This is a genomic window from Sinorhizobium garamanticum, from assembly GCF_029892065.1.
Classification (GTDB): Bacteria; Pseudomonadota; Alphaproteobacteria; order Rhizobiales; family Rhizobiaceae; genus Sinorhizobium; species Sinorhizobium garamanticum.
The window spans coordinates 41,377-59,954 of the sequence record NZ_CP120374.1 but is presented as its reverse complement, the minus strand read 5'-3'; the positions used below and the strand labels follow the sequence as shown (position 1 = coordinate 59,954).

General features: G+C 61.7%; 15 protein-coding genes. 9 read left to right on the top strand and 6 right to left on the bottom strand.

All coding sequences use genetic code 11. The features are described from left to right. The first annotated feature begins 104 nt into the window (after positions 1-104). The gene (locus PZN02_RS20255) at positions 105-1,580 is read left to right on the top strand and encodes an NAD-dependent succinate-semialdehyde dehydrogenase (RefSeq protein ID WP_280662471.1); all 1,476 of its coding nucleotides are present in this window, start codon (positions 105-107) and stop codon (positions 1,578-1,580) included. Positions 1,581-1,619: 39 nt separating this feature from the next. Here PZN02_RS20255 and PZN02_RS20250 read toward each other — a convergent pair whose 3' ends face one another. Next, on the bottom strand, positions 1,620-2,804 hold the full coding sequence (locus tag PZN02_RS20250; protein WP_280662470.1) for an acetate/propionate family kinase: 1,185 nt from the start codon (positions 2,802-2,804) through the stop codon (positions 1,620-1,622). Positions 2,805-3,203: 399 nt separating this feature from the next. On the opposite strand from PZN02_RS20250, the gene htpG reads away from it, so the two are divergent. Next, positions 3,204-5,093 carry a molecular chaperone HtpG gene (gene htpG, locus PZN02_RS20245; protein ID WP_280662469.1) on the top strand — a complete coding sequence of 630 codons (1,890 nt, stop codon included), beginning with the start codon at positions 3,204-3,206 and terminating at the stop codon, positions 5,091-5,093. Between the two features lie 147 nt (positions 5,094-5,240). On the opposite strand, the gene PZN02_RS20240 is transcribed toward htpG, so the two are convergent. Next, positions 5,241-6,425 carry a CaiB/BaiF CoA transferase family protein gene (locus PZN02_RS20240; RefSeq protein ID WP_280662468.1) on the bottom strand — a complete coding sequence of 395 codons (1,185 nt, stop codon included), beginning with the start codon at positions 6,423-6,425 and terminating at the stop codon, positions 5,241-5,243. A gap of 11 nt (positions 6,426-6,436) precedes the next feature. After that, positions 6,437-7,624, bottom strand: a complete 1,188-nt coding sequence (locus PZN02_RS20235) for an acyl-CoA dehydrogenase (protein WP_280662467.1) — start codon at positions 7,622-7,624, stop codon at positions 6,437-6,439. Positions 7,625-7,790: 166 nt separating this feature from the next. On the opposite strand from PZN02_RS20235, the gene PZN02_RS20230 reads away from it, so the two are divergent. Together PZN02_RS20230 and PZN02_RS20225 are read left to right on the top strand one after the other, a co-directional pair. Beyond that, positions 7,791-8,747: a LysR family transcriptional regulator gene (locus PZN02_RS20230; RefSeq protein ID WP_342394737.1), complete on the top strand. Its 957-nt coding sequence runs from the start codon at positions 7,791-7,793 to the stop codon at positions 8,745-8,747. Between the two features lie 81 nt (positions 8,748-8,828). Then, positions 8,829-9,956 (top strand): NAD(P)/FAD-dependent oxidoreductase, encoded by a 1,128-nt coding sequence (locus tag PZN02_RS20225; RefSeq protein WP_280662465.1) that lies wholly within the window; start codon positions 8,829-8,831, stop codon positions 9,954-9,956. A gap of 141 nt (positions 9,957-10,097) precedes the next feature. Here PZN02_RS20225 and PZN02_RS20220 read toward each other — a convergent pair whose 3' ends face one another. Continuing rightward, positions 10,098-11,063, bottom strand: coding sequence for an MBL fold metallo-hydrolase (locus PZN02_RS20220; protein ID WP_280662464.1), 966 nt, complete (start codon positions 11,061-11,063; stop codon positions 10,098-10,100). A gap of 140 nt (positions 11,064-11,203) precedes the next feature. Then, a complete protein-coding gene (locus tag PZN02_RS20215; RefSeq protein ID WP_280662463.1) occupies positions 11,204-11,815 on the bottom strand; it encodes a hydrolase in 612 nt (203 codons plus the stop codon). 862 nt (positions 11,816-12,677) lie between these two features. On the opposite strand from PZN02_RS20215, the gene PZN02_RS20210 reads away from it, so the two are divergent. After that, positions 12,678-13,118, top strand: coding sequence for a RidA family protein (locus tag PZN02_RS20210; protein WP_280662462.1), 441 nt, complete (start codon positions 12,678-12,680; stop codon positions 13,116-13,118). 159 nt (positions 13,119-13,277) lie between these two features. Here PZN02_RS20210 and PZN02_RS20205 read toward each other — a convergent pair whose 3' ends face one another. Further along, positions 13,278-14,207, bottom strand: a complete 930-nt coding sequence (locus PZN02_RS20205) for a LysR family transcriptional regulator (RefSeq protein WP_280662461.1) — start codon at positions 14,205-14,207, stop codon at positions 13,278-13,280. Positions 14,208-14,484: 277 nt separating this feature from the next. On the opposite strand from PZN02_RS20205, the gene PZN02_RS20200 reads away from it, so the two are divergent. From PZN02_RS20200 to PZN02_RS20185, 4 genes are all read left to right on the top strand, one after another. Then, the gene (locus tag PZN02_RS20200) at positions 14,485-15,327 is read left to right on the top strand and encodes an AraC family transcriptional regulator (RefSeq protein WP_280662460.1); all 843 of its coding nucleotides are present in this window, start codon (positions 14,485-14,487) and stop codon (positions 15,325-15,327) included. Between the two features lie 252 nt (positions 15,328-15,579). Beyond that, a complete protein-coding gene (locus PZN02_RS20195; protein WP_280662459.1) occupies positions 15,580-16,236 on the top strand; it encodes a hydrolase in 657 nt (218 codons plus the stop codon). A 72-nt stretch (positions 16,237-16,308) separates the two neighbouring features. After that, positions 16,309-16,593, top strand: a complete 285-nt coding sequence (locus PZN02_RS20190) for a XapX domain-containing protein (RefSeq protein WP_280662458.1) — start codon at positions 16,309-16,311, stop codon at positions 16,591-16,593. Then, the gene (locus tag PZN02_RS20185; protein ID WP_280662457.1) at positions 16,593-18,578 is read left to right on the top strand and encodes an amidohydrolase; all 1,986 of its coding nucleotides are present in this window, start codon (positions 16,593-16,595) and stop codon (positions 18,576-18,578) included. The genes PZN02_RS20190 and PZN02_RS20185 overlap by 1 nt, the downstream gene beginning before the upstream one ends.

Below are 18,578 nucleotides of genomic sequence, written 5' to 3'. Positions count from 1 at the left end.
GGCGTCCGGCCAATGACGCTGGCTCGGGGTGCGCAACCGCCGCTCCGCAGGAACATGAAGCGAGGCTTGGCCCTGCCACAACAGGCCTCGCCCGAGGACGTGCCATGGGATTGACATCTGCATTGACCAAGCACCTTCGAGCAGCCGACCTGTTTGCGGCGCTTGAAAATGTAACCCGCCCTGCCGCCAAGTGGACCGGCGCGACGTTCGACATCTTCAATCCCTCGACCGGTGAATTGCTTGCAACACTTCCGGATATGGGAATCGACGAGGCGCACACCGCCATCGAGGCTGCCGGCGCGGCACAGGGCCTCTGGGCTGCAAAGCCGGCGAAAGAGCGAAGCACGATCCTGCGCCGCTGGCATGACCTGATCGTCGAGCATGGCGATGATCTTGCCGCGATACTCACCGCCGAAATGGGCAAGCCGTTGGCAGAAGCGAAGGGCGAGGTTCTTCACGCAGCGTCCTATGTCGAGTGGTATGCCGAGGAAGCCAAGCGCGTCTATGGTGAAACCTTCCCCGCGCCGGCCAACGACCGCCGCATGCTCGTCATCAAACAGCCCGTCGGCGTGGTCGGCACCATCACGCCCTGGAACTTCCCGGCATCGATGGTGGCGCGCAAGATCTCGCCCGCGCTCGCCGCCGGCTGCGCGGTCGTGCTAAAGCCGGCAGAACAGACGCCGCTCGTGGCCGGCGCGATGTTTGTGCTCGCGGAAAAGGCCGGCTTTCCGAAAGGCGTCGTCAATCTGCTTTACGCCGCTGAAGGCGCCCCGATCGGCCGCGAACTCTGCAGCCACCCCAAGGTCCGCAAGATCAGCTTCACCGGCTCCACCGAGGTCGGGCGTCTGCTGATGCGGCAATGTTCCGACCAGATCAAGAAGGTCAGCCTGGAACTCGGCGGCAATGCTCCCTTCATCGTTTTCGACGACGCCGACATCGACGAGGCGGTGGACGGCGCCGTTCAGGCCAAATTCCGCAACGCCGGCCAGACCTGCGTTTCGGCCAATCGCATCTATGTGCAATCCGCCGTACACGACGCCTTTGCTGAAAAATTCGTTGACCGGGTGCGTGAACTCACTGTCGGCGACGGATTCTCCGCCGGAGTCGCGATCGGCCCGATGATCGACAGCCATGCGATCGAGAAGATCGAGGCGCATGTCGCCGATGCCTTGGCCAAGGGCGGAGAAGTACGATGCGGCGGCAGGCGGCTCGGCACCAGGGGCACTTTCTTCGAGCCAACGGTTCTAACCGGCATTTCACATAGTATGCGCGTTGCCCAGGAAGAGACCTTCGGCCCGATCGCCCCGATCATCCGTTTCGAAACGGCCGAGCAGGTGGTGGCCGAGGCCAACGATACGATCTATGGCCTCGCCGCCTATTTCTACGCCGAGAACCTGAAGCGCGTCTGGCATGTGGCCGAAGCGCTCGAATATGGCATGGTCGGCATCAATACCGGACGGATGTCTTCCGAAGCCGCCCCCTTCGGCGGCATCAAGCAATCCGGTATCGGCCGGGAAGGCTCGCGCCATGGGCTCGAGGATTATCTCGAGATGAAATATCTCTGCATGGGCAATATCTGAGGCAACCGGCCTCGACTGCGTCGATGAGCTCGGGCCTGGTCAGGCTGCATGCGCATTGATGAGCTCAAGCGTGTGGCGCGCGATCATCAGTTCCTCGTCGGTTGGAATAACGTGCAGGGCAATGCGGCTTTTGGCCGTTGAGATCAATGCGGCGCCCGCCTCGTTCGCCGCCGGGTCGAGCTCTGCCCCGAGCCAGCCGAGGCCTTCGACGATGCGTGCGCGGATCGGGGCAGAGTTCTCGCCGACGCCAGCCGTGAAGACGAAGGCATCGACCCCTCCCAGCGCCGCCGCGAGCATCCCCGTATTGAGCACACACCGATAAACGAAATGAGCGACGGCGAGCGCGGCATTCGGGTCGCCGCTCGCCAGAAGTTCGCGCATGTCGCTCGATAGGCCGGACAACCCTTTGAGCCCGGCATCATGGTAGAGCAGATCCGACACCTTCTCGGCGCTCATGCCCTTATGGGTCATCAGGTAGAGGACGACACCCGGATCGAGCTGACCTGGCCGTGTACCCATGGGCAGTCCATCGAGCGCCGTGAAGCCCATCGTGCTCTCGATGCTGCGACCATCTCGCAACGCGCACATAGAAGCACCGCTACCGAGATGGGCGACAATGACGCGCCCGCGGGCCTTTTGCGGCGTCACCTCTCGGAGCCGCTCGGCGATGTACTCGTATGAAAGTCCATGAAAGCCGTAGCGTCGGACGCCCTCATCATAGAAACTCTGCGGGAGGGCGTAGCAATCGGTGTGCTTGGCGTGGCCGCGATGAAAGGCCGTGTCGAAGCAGGCAACCTGCGGCACATCCGGATTGATCTCCATCGCCAGACGGATCGGCGCCAGGTTGTTCGGCTGATGCAGAGGTGCAAGGTCTTGGTAGCTTGCGAGGCGGTCGAGCACGGCCGCATCGATCAGCACGGGCCGCGCGTAGTCAGGACCGCCGTGCACGACCCGGTGACCGACCGCCCGCAACTCGAAGCCCTCCAGCGTCAGGAGCCAGCGTCTAGCCTCGGTAATGGCGGCCGGAAGATCGTGAACGGCCTTCGCGTCATAGGTCTGGTCGATGAGCTGGCTGTTGTCGGCCGCGGTCGCCTGCAGACGCGGCCTCGTGCCGATACCGTCGATTTTCCCGCGGATCTGGCGTGTCAGGTCCATGCCGGCGATGCCGAAAACTTGGAACTTAAGGCTCGATGAGCCGGCGTTGACGACAAGGAGCGCGTCCATGGCGCTACACCGCTGCCACTTGCGCGGCCCGTCGCCGCGCCGCGCTAGCGATCAGGCGGTCATATTTGGAAGGCTGCGTCGCCAGCGTGATGACCTCGGACATCCGGAACTCCTTCCTGTTCGCGACGCGTTGCGGTTATGTGCAGCTTTGCGCACTTTGACGGGCACTGGCGTTGACCTGCGTCAAGAATGCAGGCAAGCAGCAAGGCGGCAGCCCACCTCGTTACTTGGACATCTCGCGGGAGCCTTGCCGCCGACCGCATGTCCGGCCCGGTTCCAGACGTCCGCGAAGGTCTACGCAACAGCGTTGCACTGAAACACACCATCAGCAAGACAACCCTTGAAAATCGGCGTGTGGCTTGCCAATTGGGGCAAACAATCAAGGAGGTCTGCAACGCGATGAGTGAAGTCGAAATGTCCGTCGAAAAACATGTCTTCGAAGCCGATGTGGCGCGGCTGCTCCATTTGATGGTGCACTCGGTCTACTCGGACAAGAACATCTTCCTTCGCGAACTGATTTCGAATGCGGCAGATGCCTGTGAGAAGCTGCGCTACGAGGCGATCGTCGCACCTGAGCTGCTCGCCAACGATCCCGCACCACGCATCACGTTGACGCTGGACGAAGACAAGGCGCGTCTCGCGGTCGAGGACAACGGCATCGGCATGAGCCGTGACGAACTGGTCGAATCCCTCGGCACCATTGCACGTTCCGGCACGCGCGCCTTCATGGAGCGGATCGAGGCAGCACAAGGCAAGGAAGGCGCACAGCTCATTGGCCAATTCGGTGTCGGTTTCTATTCCGCATTCATGGTGGCCGACAATGTCGACGTCATTTCCCGTCGTGCCGGCTCGGACAAGGCCTGGCATTGGGCGTCCGACGGCAAGGGTAGCTACACGGTTTCGGCGGTTGAACTCGCCGATGCTCCGGCGCGCGGCACGCGGATCACGCTGCACCTCATGGACGATGCCAAGACTTACACTTCGCGCTGGACGGTCGAGCGGATCGTCAGGGAGCAGTCCGGCCATGTGCCCGTACCGATCTCGATCGTCGAGAAGCCCGGCAGCGAACCCGCCCAGGTCGCGGACGGCACGGCTCTCTGGACAAAGCCGAAGAGCGAGATCTCCAAGGAAGATTATGCCGATTTCTACCGCAGCGTCGCCGGCCAGTATGATGAACCAGCCGTGACCGTTCACTTCCGGGCGGAAGGCCGCCACGAATATACCGCGCTCGCCTTCGTGCCGGGCTCCAAACCGTTCGATCTTTTCGATCCGGATCGCAAGGGGCGTATGAAACTCTACGTCAAGCGCGTCTTCATCACCGACGAGGCGGAATTGCTGCCCCGCTACCTGCGCTTCGTACGCGGCCTGATCGATACGGCCGATCTGCCCCTCAACGTCTCGCGCGAGATGATCCAGGAGAGCCCGCTCCTCGCCAGCATCCGGAAGGGGCTGACGAACCGGGTGCTGACCAGCATCGAGAAACTGGCGGAAAGCGAGCCGGAGGCCTTCGCCAAGGTCTGGGAAAACTTCGGCAGTGTCATCAAGGAAGGCATCTACGAGGATTTCGAGCGTCGTGCACAGCTCATCGCGCTTTCGCGCTTCCGCACCACCACGTCGGACGACAAGCCGCGCGCCTTGAGCGACTACGTCAAGGACATGAAGGAAGGGCAGACGGCGATCTACTACCTGGCTGGCGACAACCTTGCCCAATTGAAGGCCTCGCCGCAGCTCGAAGGTTTTCGTGCTCGCGGCATCGAAGTGTTGCTGCTCACCGATCCGGTCGACAGCTTCTGGGTGACCTCGGCGCCGGATTTCGAGGGCAAGCCGTTCAAGTCGATCACGCAAGGGGCGGCGGATCTTGCCGGTATCGCAAAGCAAGAGGCCGACGGGACGACGTCTGCGGAGACGAGCCAGACCGTCACCGAATTCGTGGCCTTCGCCAAGAGGGCGCTCGGCGAAGCGGTCTCCGATGTCAGGACCTCGGAGCGGTTGACGGAAAGCGCGGTCTGCCTCGTCGCGCCGGAGCACGGACCGGACCGGCAGCTCGAGAAGATGCTACAGGGTGCCGGTCGTATCGACAGCTCAGCAAAGCCGATCCTGGAGATCAATCCCGGCCACAGCCTCATCACCGCCATCGCTGCCTGCCCCGCCGAGGACGACGCATTCCGCGAGGACGCGGTGAAGCTCTTGCTCGACCAGGCGCGCGTCCTCGACGGCGACAAGCCGGAGGACCCGCGCGCTTTCGCCGAGCGGCTGTCGCGCGTCTTCAGCCGGGCTTTGAAGGGGTAAAGGTCGTCGCGGTTTTGCCCCTCATCCGACCTGCTGGCCACCTTCTCCCCGCAAGCGGGGCGAAGGGACGTGCGGCAGCGCCCGCGCCAAACTCCCCTAGGGTGAGGGGCAAAAGCGGCAAACTCGCAACGTGAAGCCTAGCCGATCTCACCCTTTTGCTTTCGGGGCCATTCCTATCTCGGCCAGCACTTCCGTCGTGTGCTCCCCAAGCCGGGGCACGCCGCGCTCAAGCGCGAGCGACGCGCCTGAGAACCGAAGCGGAGTCCTGACGCCCGGCGACGTACCGGCCGCGGCCCCGGTGTGCGGCGTGTCCACCCGCATCTGCCTATGAAGGATCTGCGGATCGGCGAAAACATCCGCCACCGTGTTGATCGGGCCGCCCGGGACACCCGCGGCTTCGAGTTTCGCCAGGAGCGCATCCCGCGCGAACTTCGCCGTTTCCGCGGCGAGTTCCGGCGTGAGGGTATCGCGATGCTGCACACGGCCGGCATTGGTCAGGTATCGCGCGTCTGACGCGAGATCCGCGCGACCGAGCACGTCGCAGAATTTGACGAACTGCCGGTCGTTTCCGACGGCGACGATCAAATGACCGTCAACGGTCGGAAAGACCTGGTAAGGCGCGATGTTCGGATGCGCATTGCCGAGACGCCGCGGCGCCTTGCCCGAGACGAGAAAATTCAGCGCCTGGTTGGCGAGCACGCCGGTCATGCAATCGAGCAGCGCCATGTCGATCTGCTGCCCCTCGCCGGTGCGCTCGCGCTGCGCAAGCGCCGCCTGCACGGCAATTACGCCGTAAAGCCCGGTAAAGATGTCTGCGAAGGCGACGCCGATCTTCTGCGGCTCGCGATCCGGTTCACCGGTCAGATCCATGATCCCGCTCATGCCCTGGACGATGTAGTCGTAGCCGGCGCGGTGGGCATACGGGCCGTCCTGGCCGAAGCCGGTTACGGAACAATAGATGAGCCGCGGGTTGATCTTCCTCAGGCTCTCATAGTCGAGCCCGTATTTGGCGAGACCGCCGACCTTGAAGTTTTCGAGGAGCACATCGGATTGTGCCGCCAGCCGCCGTACCGCCTCCTGCCCCTCCTCTGTCGTGAAGTCGAGCACGACCGAACGCTTGCCCCGATTGCAGGCGTGGAAATAGGCGGCGTCGAGCTTCTCGCCACTCTCGCCTTCCACGAAAGGTGGTCCCCAGGTTCGGGTATCGTCACCTGCCGGACTTTCGACCTTGATGACGTCGGCACCAAGATCGGCAAGTGTCTGGCCGATCCAGGGGCCGGCGAGGATGCGGGCGAGTTCGAGAACGCGAATACCTTTGAGCGGCGTTTCCATGACTGTAACGCTCAGAAGAACGCCTGCAGCCCGGTCTGGGCGCGGCCGAGGATCAGGGCATGAACGTCATGCGTACCCTCGTAAGTGTTGACGGTTTCCAGATTGAGCATGTGGCGCATCACCTGGTATTCCTCGGAGATGCCATTGCCGCCATGCATGTCGCGGGCCATCCGGGCAATATCAAGCGCTTTACCGCAATTGTTGCGCTTGACGATCGAGATCATTTCCGGAGCCATCCGGCCCTCGTCCATCAGCCGGCCGACACGGAGCGATCCCTGCAGGCCGAGCGTGATCTCGGTCTGCATGTCCGCAAGCTTCTTCTGGAAGAGCTGGGTCTGGGCGAGCGGACGGTTGAACTGCTTGCGATCGAGCCCGTATTGACGCGCGGCGTGCCAGCAGAATTCGGCCGCACCGAGCGCGCCCCAGGAGATGCCGTAGCGGGCGCGATTGAGGCAGCCGAAGGGACCCTTGAGCCCTTCGACATTCGGCAGCAGCGCATCCTCGCCAACCTCGACATTGTCGAGAACGATCTCGCCGGTGATCGATGCGCGCAGCGAAAGCTTGCCCGCGATCTTCGGCGCCGAAAGTCCCTTCATGCCCTTTTCCAACACGAAGCCGCGGATCGCGTTTCCATGGGCCTCCGACTTCGCCCAGACGACGAAGACATCGGCAAGCGGCGCGTTGGAGATCCACATCTTCGAGCCGATCAGCCGGTAACCACCGTCGGTCTTGATCGCCCGCGTCTTCATACCTGAGGGATCGGAGCCTGCGTCCGGCTCGGTGAGCCCGAAGCAGCCGATCCATTCACCGCTGATGAGCTTCGGAAGGTACCGCCGCTTTTGATCCTCGGAACCGTAAGCAAAGATCGGATAGATGACGAGCGACGACTGCACGCTCATCATCGAACGATAGCCGGAATCGACACGCTCGATTTCGCGGGCGACGAGGCCATAGGCGACATAGGACGCGCCGGCGCCGCCATAGCTTTCCGGCACGGTGACGCCGAGCAAGCCGAGATCGCCCATCTCGCGGAAGATCGTCGGGTCGGTCTTTTCCTCGCGATAAGCTTCGATCACGCGCGGCTGCAGCTTCTCCTGGGCGTAGGCGCGCGCCGTATCGCGGATCATCCGCTCGTCTTCGCTCAGTTGTTCCTCGAGCAGAAACGGATCGTCCCATTGGAACTGGATCTTTTCGGCCATGTCTCTCTCCCGTCATATTTTTCCGCCTGTCGTTATGGCAAGCGGGCTCAACGGTTTCAAACGAAATTGAGGCACTGCCTCATGCGTCCGGAGAATGGACCTTGCGCCCGAGGCGGTTCTTCTGATTATTCGCAAGCGCGATACAGAGATCGACACGCCCGCCGCCATGACCAACAATCGCCTCGAACGTTTTGCCCACAATCTCGACTGGAATCTGCTGCGCACCTTCGTCGTCGTCGTCGAGGAGGGCAGCATTACGGCAGCGGCCAACCGGCTGCTTCTGCAGCAGCCGGCCGTCAGCATGGCGTTGAAGCGGCTGGAGCAGACCGTCGGCCAGAAACTGATCGACCGGCGGCCGGGTCGGTTCAATCTCACCGAAGCGGGTGAGAAACTGCACGGCCAGTGCCGGGACATTTTCGCGGCGGTGGTTCGTCTGCCCAATGTGCTGGAGACCGCGGGCGAGGAGGTGACCGGCCATCTCAACATCCATTCGGTCAGCCATGCCCACAATCCGGCCTGGGACCGCAAGCTCGACGCTTTCTTCCGAATGCATCCGAAAGTGACGCTGTCGGTGACTGTCGCGACAACGGTTGATGTGCTCAGCGCCGTCGAGCGCAACATCGCCACGATGGGCCTTTGCGACGGCATCATTCCCGACGGATTGAACAAGAGCTTCCATATTCGCGAGCGATACGCACTTTATTGCGGGCGCGGCCATCCGCTGTTCGGTGTCGAAGGCGTCGATTTCAACGACCTGCGTGGCAACCCCTATATCGCCTTCATTGCCGACGTCCTTGGCGGGCAGCACATGAATTCGGTGACCGCCGTTCGCGCGATCGGCTCCTTCGGCCAGCAGGTCCGGGGCGTTTCCTGCAATGTCGAGGAGGTCATGCGGCTGATTTCCGCCAATGTCGGTATCGGCATGCTGCCCGATCATCTCGCGGGCCCGGCAGTCAAGGCCGGGCAGTTGTGGCAGTTGCCGCCCTACAGCGACCTTCCGACAACGGATGTCTTTCGAATCTCGAACCCGAACTCGATCCTCAATCCGGCCGAAGCCGCCTTTCTCGCGCATGTGGCGGACACGGAACCGCTGGATCATTGTCTCAGCCATAATCTGGATTGATAACGGCATTTCCAACTATAAATTTGAACGACGCTGATGGTCTCCTTATGGTCCGCGCGAGCGACCTAAGGAGCCCGGAATATGCGGAAATACGATGTGGTCATCATTGGCGGTGGAATTGCGGGCTTGTCGCTCGCCTATTTCCTCAGTCAGCACCGCTCGGTTGCCGTCATCGAACGGGAGGACGCGCTTGGTTACCACAGCACCGGCCGATCCGCCGCCGAGTTCGTCCTGAGGTACAACGCGCCGGAAGTGTGCGCGCTGGCGAGGATCGCCAAGGTTTTCTTCGATAAACCGCCGCAGGGCTTCAGCGATGTGCAGCTCTTGAAGCAGCGCGGCGGCGTGATGATTGCCAGCGACGATAAAATCGAACGGTTCGAAACGGCTCTGGCCGACGAACGCGCGTTCACGCCGGAGATCGAGCGTCTGACACCGGAACAGGCCGTGTCTCGCATTCCGATCCTCAAACCCGACTACGTTGCCGCCGCTTACCACGACCCGAATTTCTGGGACATCGAGGTGGAAAACCTGCTTCAAGGCTACACCAGGGGCGCCCGGCGGAACGGAAGCGAGATCCTGGAACGCCATGAGGTCTTGTCGGCCGAACGCGATGGAGCCGCCTGGATCCTGACGACGCCCGCCGGCGAGATCAGCGCGAAGGTCGTCGTTAACGCCGCCGGTGCCTGGGCCGATCCGGTCGCCACGCTCTTCGGGGTCGAACCGATCGGCATAGTTCCGCATCGCCGCACCGCCATTACCGTCGATCTCCCGGATGGGGTGGACGCGACAACCTTGCCGGAAATCAACGAGATAGACGAGGATTTTTACATGAAGCCGGAAGGCGGGCGACTGCTCGCCTCTCCGGCGGACGCCACGCCTTGCGAGCCGTCCGATGTCCAGCCGGAGGAGATCGATGTCGCCTGGGCTGCACATTACGTGGAAGAGGCCACCACCATCTCCGTGCGGAGGATCGCCAAGAGCTGGGCGGGCCTGCGCAGCTTCTCGGCCGACAAGCTGCCCGTCGTCGGCTTTGCGCCAGGGCGATCGGATTTCTTCTGGCTTGCCGGCCAGGGCGGCTACGGCATCCTCACGTCACCGTCGCTGGGGCAGCTTGCCGCAAGCCTCCTGATCGACACGCCCATGCCCAAGGCGTTTCGGAGCGAGGCGCTCGATCCCCGATCCTTCTCCCCTGCCCGCTTCCAAAAGTAGCAAGCGGGTCGACGCCGGCGCAGAGATACGACGGTGGCTTCGGCATCAGTCTCAGCTTTGCGCGGGAACATGATAAAGCCTTGAGCTGCGCGAACTGCTCTGACGCTCCGAACCTAGTTCGGTTCTAACCGCAGTAAGCGGTCAGTAGTCCCACCAGGCCGGGACCCAGCGATAGAGGTCGCCGGCGGCCGCCACACGGCCGACGGACGGGAACGGCATATGCGTGGAAACCAGCCACGAGCCGGTCTCCGCAAGCTCCCGCATAAGACGGAGCCGAACGCGGGTCGCCTCCTCCGGGTCGTGTTCGAAACCGTTGTGCCACTCGGGGTGGTCGAACGAAACCGGAAATATGGCGTCGCCGGCGAACATCAGCCGGTCGCCGCCAGACGCCAGGCGGACCACGCTGTGCCCAGGGGTGTGGCCGCCGGTGCGAGTGACGACCACGCCCGGTGCCACCTCGGACTGCTCATCAAAGGTCCGCAGATGGCTGCGATAAACGTCCAGGAACTGGATGGACGCTCGCCGGGCCAACTCCGCAAGCGCCGGCGGCATGGCCGTGCGGGAGAAATCGGGCGACTCCCAGAACTTGGTCTCTGCGGCGGACACGTGGACGCGAAGGTCCGGACGCAGCCGCTCCTTCACGCCTTCGACGAGGAGCCCGCCCACGTGGTCAAAGTGCATGTGCGTCAGCACCACGTCGGTCACGGACGCGAGATCGACGCCGGCGGCCTCCAGTCGATGAACAAACTGCCCGGCCCGCGGGAAGTCCGGGTACTCCTCCCCTAAACCACTGTCGATAAGTATCGTCTGGCCGCCGCTGCGCACTACGACCGCGTTCAGCGCCCAATCGAAGGCGTCCTTCGACAGGAACCTTTCGTCCAGCCAGGCCCCCCGGATTGCCGGGTCGGCGTTGGTGGCCATTGACTCGGCTGGCGGCGTTAGCACTCCATCGCTGATCACCAGCACGTCGATCTCGCCGACCCGCACCGCGTAGCGCGACGGAACCAGCTCATCAAGCCCCGGCCTATCGCGGTGTGAGGTGTTGTCCAAGCTCATGTTTGTCTTCTGCTGACCAATCGTGCGGGATTTTGTTTCTGCCTGTGACATGATGCGCTCCTATCTTGCGTGTCAGTTACGAGCCACGTCGCGGAATTTAAGTTGGAGCGTGTTGGCGGTCGAGCTACACCTAAGTTTGGGGCAGATTGTACTCGCGATGGACTGGGACGGCGGTTTCTCGCGCTTCGATATCACGTTGCCTGGCAGGCACTGACGCATGGTTTGATCATATCGCGAGCGTAGTTCAAACCGATGCCGTACCCACCACCATGTTCTTCAACGATCGACCGGGCGCCGTCGTAGGTTTCCTTGCGAGTCCAGTCGCGCTGCATTTCCAGCAAGATCTGTATCCACGATGTCATCTGAGCGCCGGACGCCTCCATGCGGCGGAGCGCGAGATCGTGGCTTACAGGGGTCAAACCACCGCACGCGTCCCCGACGACGAACACCTCGTAGCCTTCGACAAGGGCGGAAAGTACGAAAAACGATACGCAGGCTTCAGTAAGAATTCCGGACACAATGATGCGGCGACGTCCAGTAGCTTGAACCGCAACGCGAACCGCTTCGTCCTCCCAAGCGTTCATGCTTCGCCGGTCAATCACTGGCACGTCCGGGATGACAGCTTGGACAGCAGGCATAAGCGGTCCGCTGTAAACCTTCGTTGCAGACGTCGAGACAATGGTCGGCAGACCGAAGACCTGGGCTGTCTTCGCCAGGGCTATTGTGTTGTTCAAGAGCATCTGCCGGTCGATGGATTCCACGGCAAAAGCCAAGCCTGCCTGGTGATCGATCAGGACAAGCATGCATTCCTCGGGTGTCAAGAGGGGAGTTGCTGAGGTCATCGAAACGCTCTTTCCTGTGTGCCTATGCGTTGCTTGATCTTGCCGCGGCGCTTCCGTGACAAACGCTATCGACGCCCGGCATGAAGGCTGCGGCGGCAGCAACGTCCCTGGCCGTCAAGCAGCAACGTCGAGATCTCGAACGCCGGTTCATTTGAAGATGAGTCGATTGGCTCGACTAGATATGCCAAAGTTTGCCCCCGGAAGGGCTCCGAGCGTCTCGCGCCTCAAAAGCAGCTCGGTGGAATAAGTCCCCGGCCATCCCTCGTGCACCGTACCTCTCACGTCGCCGGCAAATGTGAAGGCCCAAACCTTTGTATACCTACCGCCGGGCCTTCGGGCTTTGTAGTTCTAGCGCCAAAGAGCCTCTTAGACGCTCCTCAAAAGGCTAAGGCATGCATATTGGCAGACGATACAAATCACTGACTTCCTCGCGTGGACAAGAAGAGAAACCGGCTGGATCTTTTTCTAGTCGTTCTCCGCGACGTTGCTCCTCGAAGTATCCGGATGGAGCTTTCTAACGATTCCAGGGCCGATCCTGACGATCGTAGCATCGGCACTCGCAATCAGCCTCGCGTTCAAGAATCAGCAGTGTTACGCGCGTTTATGACGGCTTATTCTATGCGGAGGACTCAGCACTGCCAGCTCTATTCTCGCAAACAAGCTTGCCTCGGCTCTGGGTGAATTGAATGAAGCAGGACAAGCGCGACCCGAACTGAAAGAGATATGTCAGTGGCATTAACTAAAGCCACTGGATTGGGCGGTCTCGGTTTGACCATTGTGCCGCACGTCGCGGCCGAAGCTCCCGGCAAGAATGGAGGTTTTCATGAATTCCCCGAAGAAGATCGCAAATTTCGGCGTGCCCTGGGAAAACGCATATGGCTACTCCCAGGCAGTGCAGGTCAAAGACATCATCTACGTTTCCGGCCAACTTAGTCACGATAAGGAGGGCAATCTCGTTGCACCCGCAAAGTTGGATTCGGCTGGCAGGCCGATAGATTTTTCGAGCATGGAAGCTCAGATGCGGCAGACCTACATCAATGCCGCAGCGGTTCTGGCCAAGTTCGGTGCTTCGCTCGACGAAGTTGTCGAAGAGACGCTATATGTACTCGACGTGGATGCCGCCTTTGCGGCCGCTGGCAAGGTCCGGAAAGAAATGTACGGAACCGAGATGCCACAATGCGCAAGCAACCTGATCGGCGTTTCCCGGCTGGCGTTTCCCGAACAACTGATCGAGGTCACGTTCCGGGCCGTGCTGCCGTCGTAGCCTGCTTCGCTCCGTCTGAGCCAACGCATCGACAAGTGTTCAGACGGATTGGGCTTTGAGCAGAACGGGATTATCAGTCGCGATGGTCAGGGCTGGGCACGCTGCGGGACGAGAGCAACTCTCCCCATAGTCGGCCGCCATGGGACTCGAAGTTCGAACCTAGATCCCGGCAAAGCCTTCTTCGTCCATGTCGCCGGCGCCCAAGGCCACGAACTGGTCCAAAAGCCACGAAGCGGCCGGCCCCGGCGGTGTGTCGCGCCGCCAAACGCCGGCGAAACGATAGATCCCGCCATTGTGGTCAGGGATGGCCAGTCGCATAAGCGTGCCGTCATCTAGATCGGGCTGGACCAAAGGCAGGGGCATGTTGCCCCAGCCGAGCCCCTGGCGCAGCAGCGCATGCTTCGCGCCGAGGTCGGCAAGCCTCCAGGTGCGGGGACTGAGTACGGCGAAGTCCTGCCCCTCGGTTAAGGGAGAGCGATCCGTCAGGACGAGTTGAACATGATTGCGCGCCTCTCCCGGCTCGATCCTCTCCATGCGTCCGAGCGGGTGGTCGGGCGCTGCCACCGGCACCATCGGCACCGACCCTGCCGCAACGCAGCGCACCCCTTCTACGGCCGTTGCCAGCGGGCCGGAAATGCCGATCACGGCCCTGCGTTCGAGCACCGCCGCGGTAACCGCGCCCAGGGATTCAACATGCAGGCACAGCGATACCGTCGGAAACGCCTCGGCGAAGGCACGCAGTGCCTTTCCGATCCTCTCCGCCGGCAGCATCACGTCGACGGCGACGTCCACCTCCGCCTCCAACCCGTCTATCAAACCCTTCACCTTGGCGCGTAGGCCATCGATTCCCTGGGCAAGCGCGCGCGCCTCCGCCAGCACCGTGCGTCCTGCGGCCGTCAGCTTGGGTTTGCGTGTACGGTCACGCTCGAACAACTCGAGCCCGAGTTGCGCTTCCAGATTGGAAATGCCGTAGCTGACGACGGAAACGGCCCGATTGAGCGTGCGGGCCGCTCCTGCAAAACTCCCGGCATCGACCACGGCCAGAAACACGCGAAGCTGCTCGAACGTTGGTGTGCCGGGATTTGCCATAGTTCAACTTTCTCGAACAAATACGTCACAATTATCTCACTTACTAAGAAAGCCGGCAAGCCGCTATACACGATCGAAACCGAGCCGTCAGGAACTGGCAAGTCGGAGACAAGGAGCGTTCGAACTGCCCGCGCTCGGGATCTGTGCTCGCCAAGGCGCGATCAGGTGAGCAAGGTTTCCAGATCCGGATCATCGCCACCCACAGAAAGAAAGTCCGTACTGGGTAAGCCGTTTCCAAGGCCGCTGCTGGCACTGAACGAACGAAGTGAGGAAGCTCATGTCAATCGGAACGCAAGTGACCGTTCTTCGATCAGAATCCATGTCCGTTGCTCACGTTCGCAGCGAACACGCTGTCAAGAAAGAGAGCATCGCAATCCCGAATTCGGACTCGTTCAGCACCATCGTTCAACTTCGCCCCTTCAAGGAACACCGTTTGTGGCGAAACGGACGGCTGGTGCATGACGGAAGCCACGCGCAAGGAGCATTGTCGATCACGCATCTTGCCGAGGATTGGCGCTGCGAGCATCGCTCGGCCTTTGACAACATCCGCTTTACGATCGACCGCAAGGTCTTGAGCGACTTTTTGCTCGACAACGGAAAGGCCAGTCCTCCCGATCTGAAGTGCGAGCCCGGGCAGATCGACCCTGTGATGTATCACCTTGGCCAAGCACTCCTGCCTGCCCTTGCAAATCCGGAGAACGCCGACAAGCTATATGTGGACCACATACTTCTTGCCTTTCAGGCTCATCTTGTAAGTCGTTACGGTGGCGTTGATCTGACGCCGGCCCGGCATGGCCTTTCCAGACGTCAATTGGCAGCGGCGACGGCATACCTTGCGGAACACGCGTCGCGCAAAATATCAACGGCCGAGGTGGCGTCGATATGCGACCTGTCCACAAGCCACTTCATTCGGGCATTCAAGAAATCGACGGGACGCACACCGCACCGGTGGTTGACCGAATACCGGATCCAAAAAGCCCAAGACCTGCTCCTGAGTGAGACGCCTATAGCCGAGATCGCGGTCAGTTGCGGCTTCACGGATCAAAGCCATCTGACACACGTATTCTCGTCCATTTGCCGTGTCTCGCCGGCTGTGTGGCGACGAATGCAGCGCAAATGAGGGGCCCTTCTTATGAACAGTGCGCTCCATGGAACGGCCGTCAGAGTCGCGGCCACCCGGTGGCAGACACCCCGCCCTTCTCAGGCGTCATCGGCTGTTCATGCTAGGCTGTTTGAAGGGTGGTTGCGAAGGTCGACGAAGAAACATCCCCCCGCCCGAGCAATTTTCGACAACCAGCGCAGTTATCTACAATCAGCATCCTCTCGCACGTATTAGGTTCTCGCCCAGTCCGGTAACTCTATGGAGGTCTCTATGCCGACGAATGCCACGCCGACTCCCGGTTCTCTTCTGATATCGCCGAAGGATCACACGCTGATCATGATCGATTTTCAGTCGCAAATGGCCTTTGCGACCAAGTCGATCGATACGGTGCAACTACGCAACAACGCCGCGCTGGTGGCACACGCCGCTGCGGGCTTCAAGGTGCCGACGATCCTCACGACTGTCGCCGAAAAAAGCTTCTCAGGCCCGATGTTCGGCGAGATCACCGAGGCCTTCCCGGGCCAGGCGCTGCTCGACCGCACCTCGATGAACACCTGGGAGGACGCAGCGGTGATCGAGGAGGTCAACCGGATCGGCAAGCCGCGGCTGGTCTTCTGCGGACTGTGGACCTCCGTCTGTATCGTCGGCCCGACGCTCTCGGCGCTCGACCAGGGGTTTGAAGTCTATGTGATTGCCGATGCCTGTGGCGACGTGTCGGAAGAGGCGCACGAGCGTGCCATGGAACGCATGGTCCAGGCCGGCGTTAGGCCGATGACCTCGCTGCAATATATGCTGGAACTGCAGCGCGACTGGGCCCGCACCGAGACCTACGACATGACGACGGGCATCGCAAAGAGGTTCGGCGGCGCCTACGGCCTCGGCATCATCTACGCCAAGTCCATGTTCGGTGCGTCCGAAGGACTCTAAACGCTCCCGGCTGCTTCAACCGTTCCGTCCGCATCGGGCGGAACGGCTCGTCTCGCCGAAAGGACCAGGCCGATGAAAATGTACCTGATATCGCTCGGCACCGGGCTGCTCGTGGGCATCATTTACAGCCTGCTCAACGTTCGCTCGCCGGCTCCACCGGTGATCGCATTGATCGGGCTTCTGGGCATGCTCATCGGCGAGCAGGCCGTGCCGGTTGTCAAACGCCTGATTTCGGGCAATCCAGTGAATGTTTCCTGGCTCAACAGCCGGTGCGTGCCGCATGTTTTCGGGGAACTGCCGACTGGCGTCGACCATAAGGATATGCCCGATCAATCACCGACACGGGAGATTGGCTGATGCCGACCCGTCGCGGCTTTCTGGGAGCGGCGTCCGCGCTGACGCTTCCCGGTCTATTTTCACCGGCGCGCGCCGCCGATCCCGTTTCGATTTCTGGAGACAAGCCAATGAGCGCCGATCTGATCCTCCATCATGGCCTGGTGACCACGCTCGACCGGACGAACCCGAACGCAACGGCCGTCGCCGTCAAGGACGGCAAGTTTCTTGCCGTCGGTGGCGATAACGAGATCACGGCGCTTGCCGGGCCGGGCACGAAAGTTATCGCCCTCAAGGGCCGGCGCGTGTTGCCGGGGCTCATCGACAACCACACCCACGTCGTGCGCGGCGGCCTGAACTTCAACATGGAACTGCGCTGGGACGGCATTCGTTCGCTGGCCGATGCGATGGATATGCTGAAGCGGCAAGTGGCGATCACACCAGCGCCGCAGTGGGTGCGCGTCGTCGGCGGCTTCACCGAGCACCAGTTCGAGGAAAAGCGCCTGCCGACGCTCGAAGAGATCAATGCGGTCGCCCCCGACACACCGGTCTTCCTGTTGCATCTTTACGATCGCGCGCTTCTGAACGCCGCGGCGCTGCGTGCCGTCGGCTACACCAGGGAAACCCCTAACCCGCCGGGCAGCGAGATTGCCCGCGACGCCAACGGCAATCCGACCGGCATGCTGATTGCCAGGCCGAACGCCGGCATTCTCTACGCGACGTTGGCCAAGGGCCCGAAGCTGCCCTTCGACTACCAGGTCAATTCCACGCGACATTTCATGCGCGAGCTCAATCGGCTGGGCGTCACCGGCGTCATCGATGCGGGCGGCGGTTTTCAGAACTATCCCGACGACTATGCGGTGATCCAGAAGCTCGCCGACGACGGCCAGATGACCGTTCGCCTTGCCTACAATCTCTTCACCCAGAAGCCGAAGCAGGAAAAGGAAGATTTCCTCAACTGGACGAAGTCGGTCAAATACAAGCAGGGCGACGACTATTTCCGCCACAACGGTGCCGGCGAGATGCTGGTGTTCTCCGCCGCCGACTTCGAGGACTTCCGAGAGCCGCGGCCGGACATGCCGCCGGAAATGGAGGGGGAACTCGAGGCGGTCGTGCGCATCCTTGCCGAGAACCGCTGGCCCTGGCGCCTGCACGCAACCTATGACGAGACGATCTCGCGCGCGCTCGATGTCTTCGAAAAGGTCAATCAGGATATTCCGCTCGAAGGCCTCAACTGGTTCTTCGATCACGCCGAAACGATCTCCGAGCGCTCGATCGACCGTATTGCCGCTCTCGGCGGCGGCATCGCCGTCCAGCACCGCATGGCCTATCAGGGCGAATATTTCGTCGAGCGCTATGGTCTCGCCGCGGCCGAAGCCACGCCGCCGGTCGCCCGCATGCTCGAAAAGGGCGTCAAGACGTCTGCGGGCACCGACGCCACGCGCGTCGCGTCCTATAATCCCTGGGTCTCGCTTTCCTGGATGGTCACTGGCCGCACCGTCGGTGGAATGCGCATCTATCCGCAACGCAATTGCCTCGACCGCGAAACGGCGCTGAGGATGTGGACCGAAAACGTCACCTGGTTCTCCAACGAGGAAGGCAAGAAGGGCCGCATCGAGAAAGGCCAGTTCGCAGACTTGATCGTCCCCGACAAGGATTTTTTCGCCTGCGCCGAGGACGAGATTTCGTTCCTCACTTCCGACCTGACCGTCGTCGACGGAAAAGTCGTTTACGCGGCGGGTGCCTTTGCCGACTATGACGAAAGCGACGTGCCGCCGGCCATGCCCGACTGGTCTCCGGTCAGAACCTACGCAGGCTACGCCGCCTGGGGCGAACCGGAGGGCGCTGGCAAGCGCTCGCTGCGCCGCACCGCAATCGCCACCTGTGGCTGCGCCAGCAATTGCGGCGTGCATGGCCACGACCATGCCGGCGCCTGGACGTCGAAGCTGCCGGTTTCCGATCTCAAGGGCTTCTGGGGCGCGCTTGGCTGCTCCTGCTGGGCTGTCTGA

Excerpts from the sequence above, each read along its gene's own strand:
- PZN02_RS20255 (WP_280662471.1), top strand. The coding sequence starts at position 105 with ATGGGATTGACATCTGCATTGACCAAGCACCTTCGAGCAGCCGACCTG.
- PZN02_RS20250 (WP_280662470.1), bottom strand. The coding sequence starts at position 2,804 with ATGGACGCGCTCCTTGTCGTCAACGCCGGCTCATCGAGCCTTAAGTTC.
- htpG (WP_280662469.1), top strand. The coding sequence starts at position 3,204 with ATGAGTGAAGTCGAAATGTCCGTCGAAAAACATGTCTTCGAAGCCGAT.
- PZN02_RS20240 (WP_280662468.1), bottom strand. The coding sequence starts at position 6,425 with ATGGAAACGCCGCTCAAAGGTATTCGCGTTCTCGAACTCGCCCGCATC.
- PZN02_RS20235 (WP_280662467.1), bottom strand. The coding sequence starts at position 7,624 with ATGGCCGAAAAGATCCAGTTCCAATGGGACGATCCGTTTCTGCTCGAG.
- PZN02_RS20230 (WP_342394737.1), top strand. The coding sequence starts at position 7,791 with ATGACCAACAATCGCCTCGAACGTTTTGCCCACAATCTCGACTGGAAT.
- PZN02_RS20225 (WP_280662465.1), top strand. The coding sequence starts at position 8,829 with ATGCGGAAATACGATGTGGTCATCATTGGCGGTGGAATTGCGGGCTTG.
- PZN02_RS20220 (WP_280662464.1), bottom strand. The coding sequence starts at position 11,063 with ATGTCACAGGCAGAAACAAAATCCCGCACGATTGGTCAGCAGAAGACA.
- PZN02_RS20215 (WP_280662463.1), bottom strand. The coding sequence starts at position 11,815 with ATGCTTGTCCTGATCGATCACCAGGCAGGCTTGGCTTTTGCCGTGGAA.
- PZN02_RS20210 (WP_280662462.1), top strand. The coding sequence starts at position 12,678 with ATGAATTCCCCGAAGAAGATCGCAAATTTCGGCGTGCCCTGGGAAAAC.
- PZN02_RS20205 (WP_280662461.1), bottom strand. The coding sequence starts at position 14,207 with ATGGCAAATCCCGGCACACCAACGTTCGAGCAGCTTCGCGTGTTTCTG.
- PZN02_RS20200 (WP_280662460.1), top strand. The coding sequence starts at position 14,485 with ATGTCAATCGGAACGCAAGTGACCGTTCTTCGATCAGAATCCATGTCC.
- PZN02_RS20195 (WP_280662459.1), top strand. The coding sequence starts at position 15,580 with ATGCCGACGAATGCCACGCCGACTCCCGGTTCTCTTCTGATATCGCCG.
- PZN02_RS20190 (WP_280662458.1), top strand. The coding sequence starts at position 16,309 with ATGAAAATGTACCTGATATCGCTCGGCACCGGGCTGCTCGTGGGCATC.
- PZN02_RS20185 (WP_280662457.1), top strand. The coding sequence starts at position 16,593 with ATGCCGACCCGTCGCGGCTTTCTGGGAGCGGCGTCCGCGCTGACGCTT.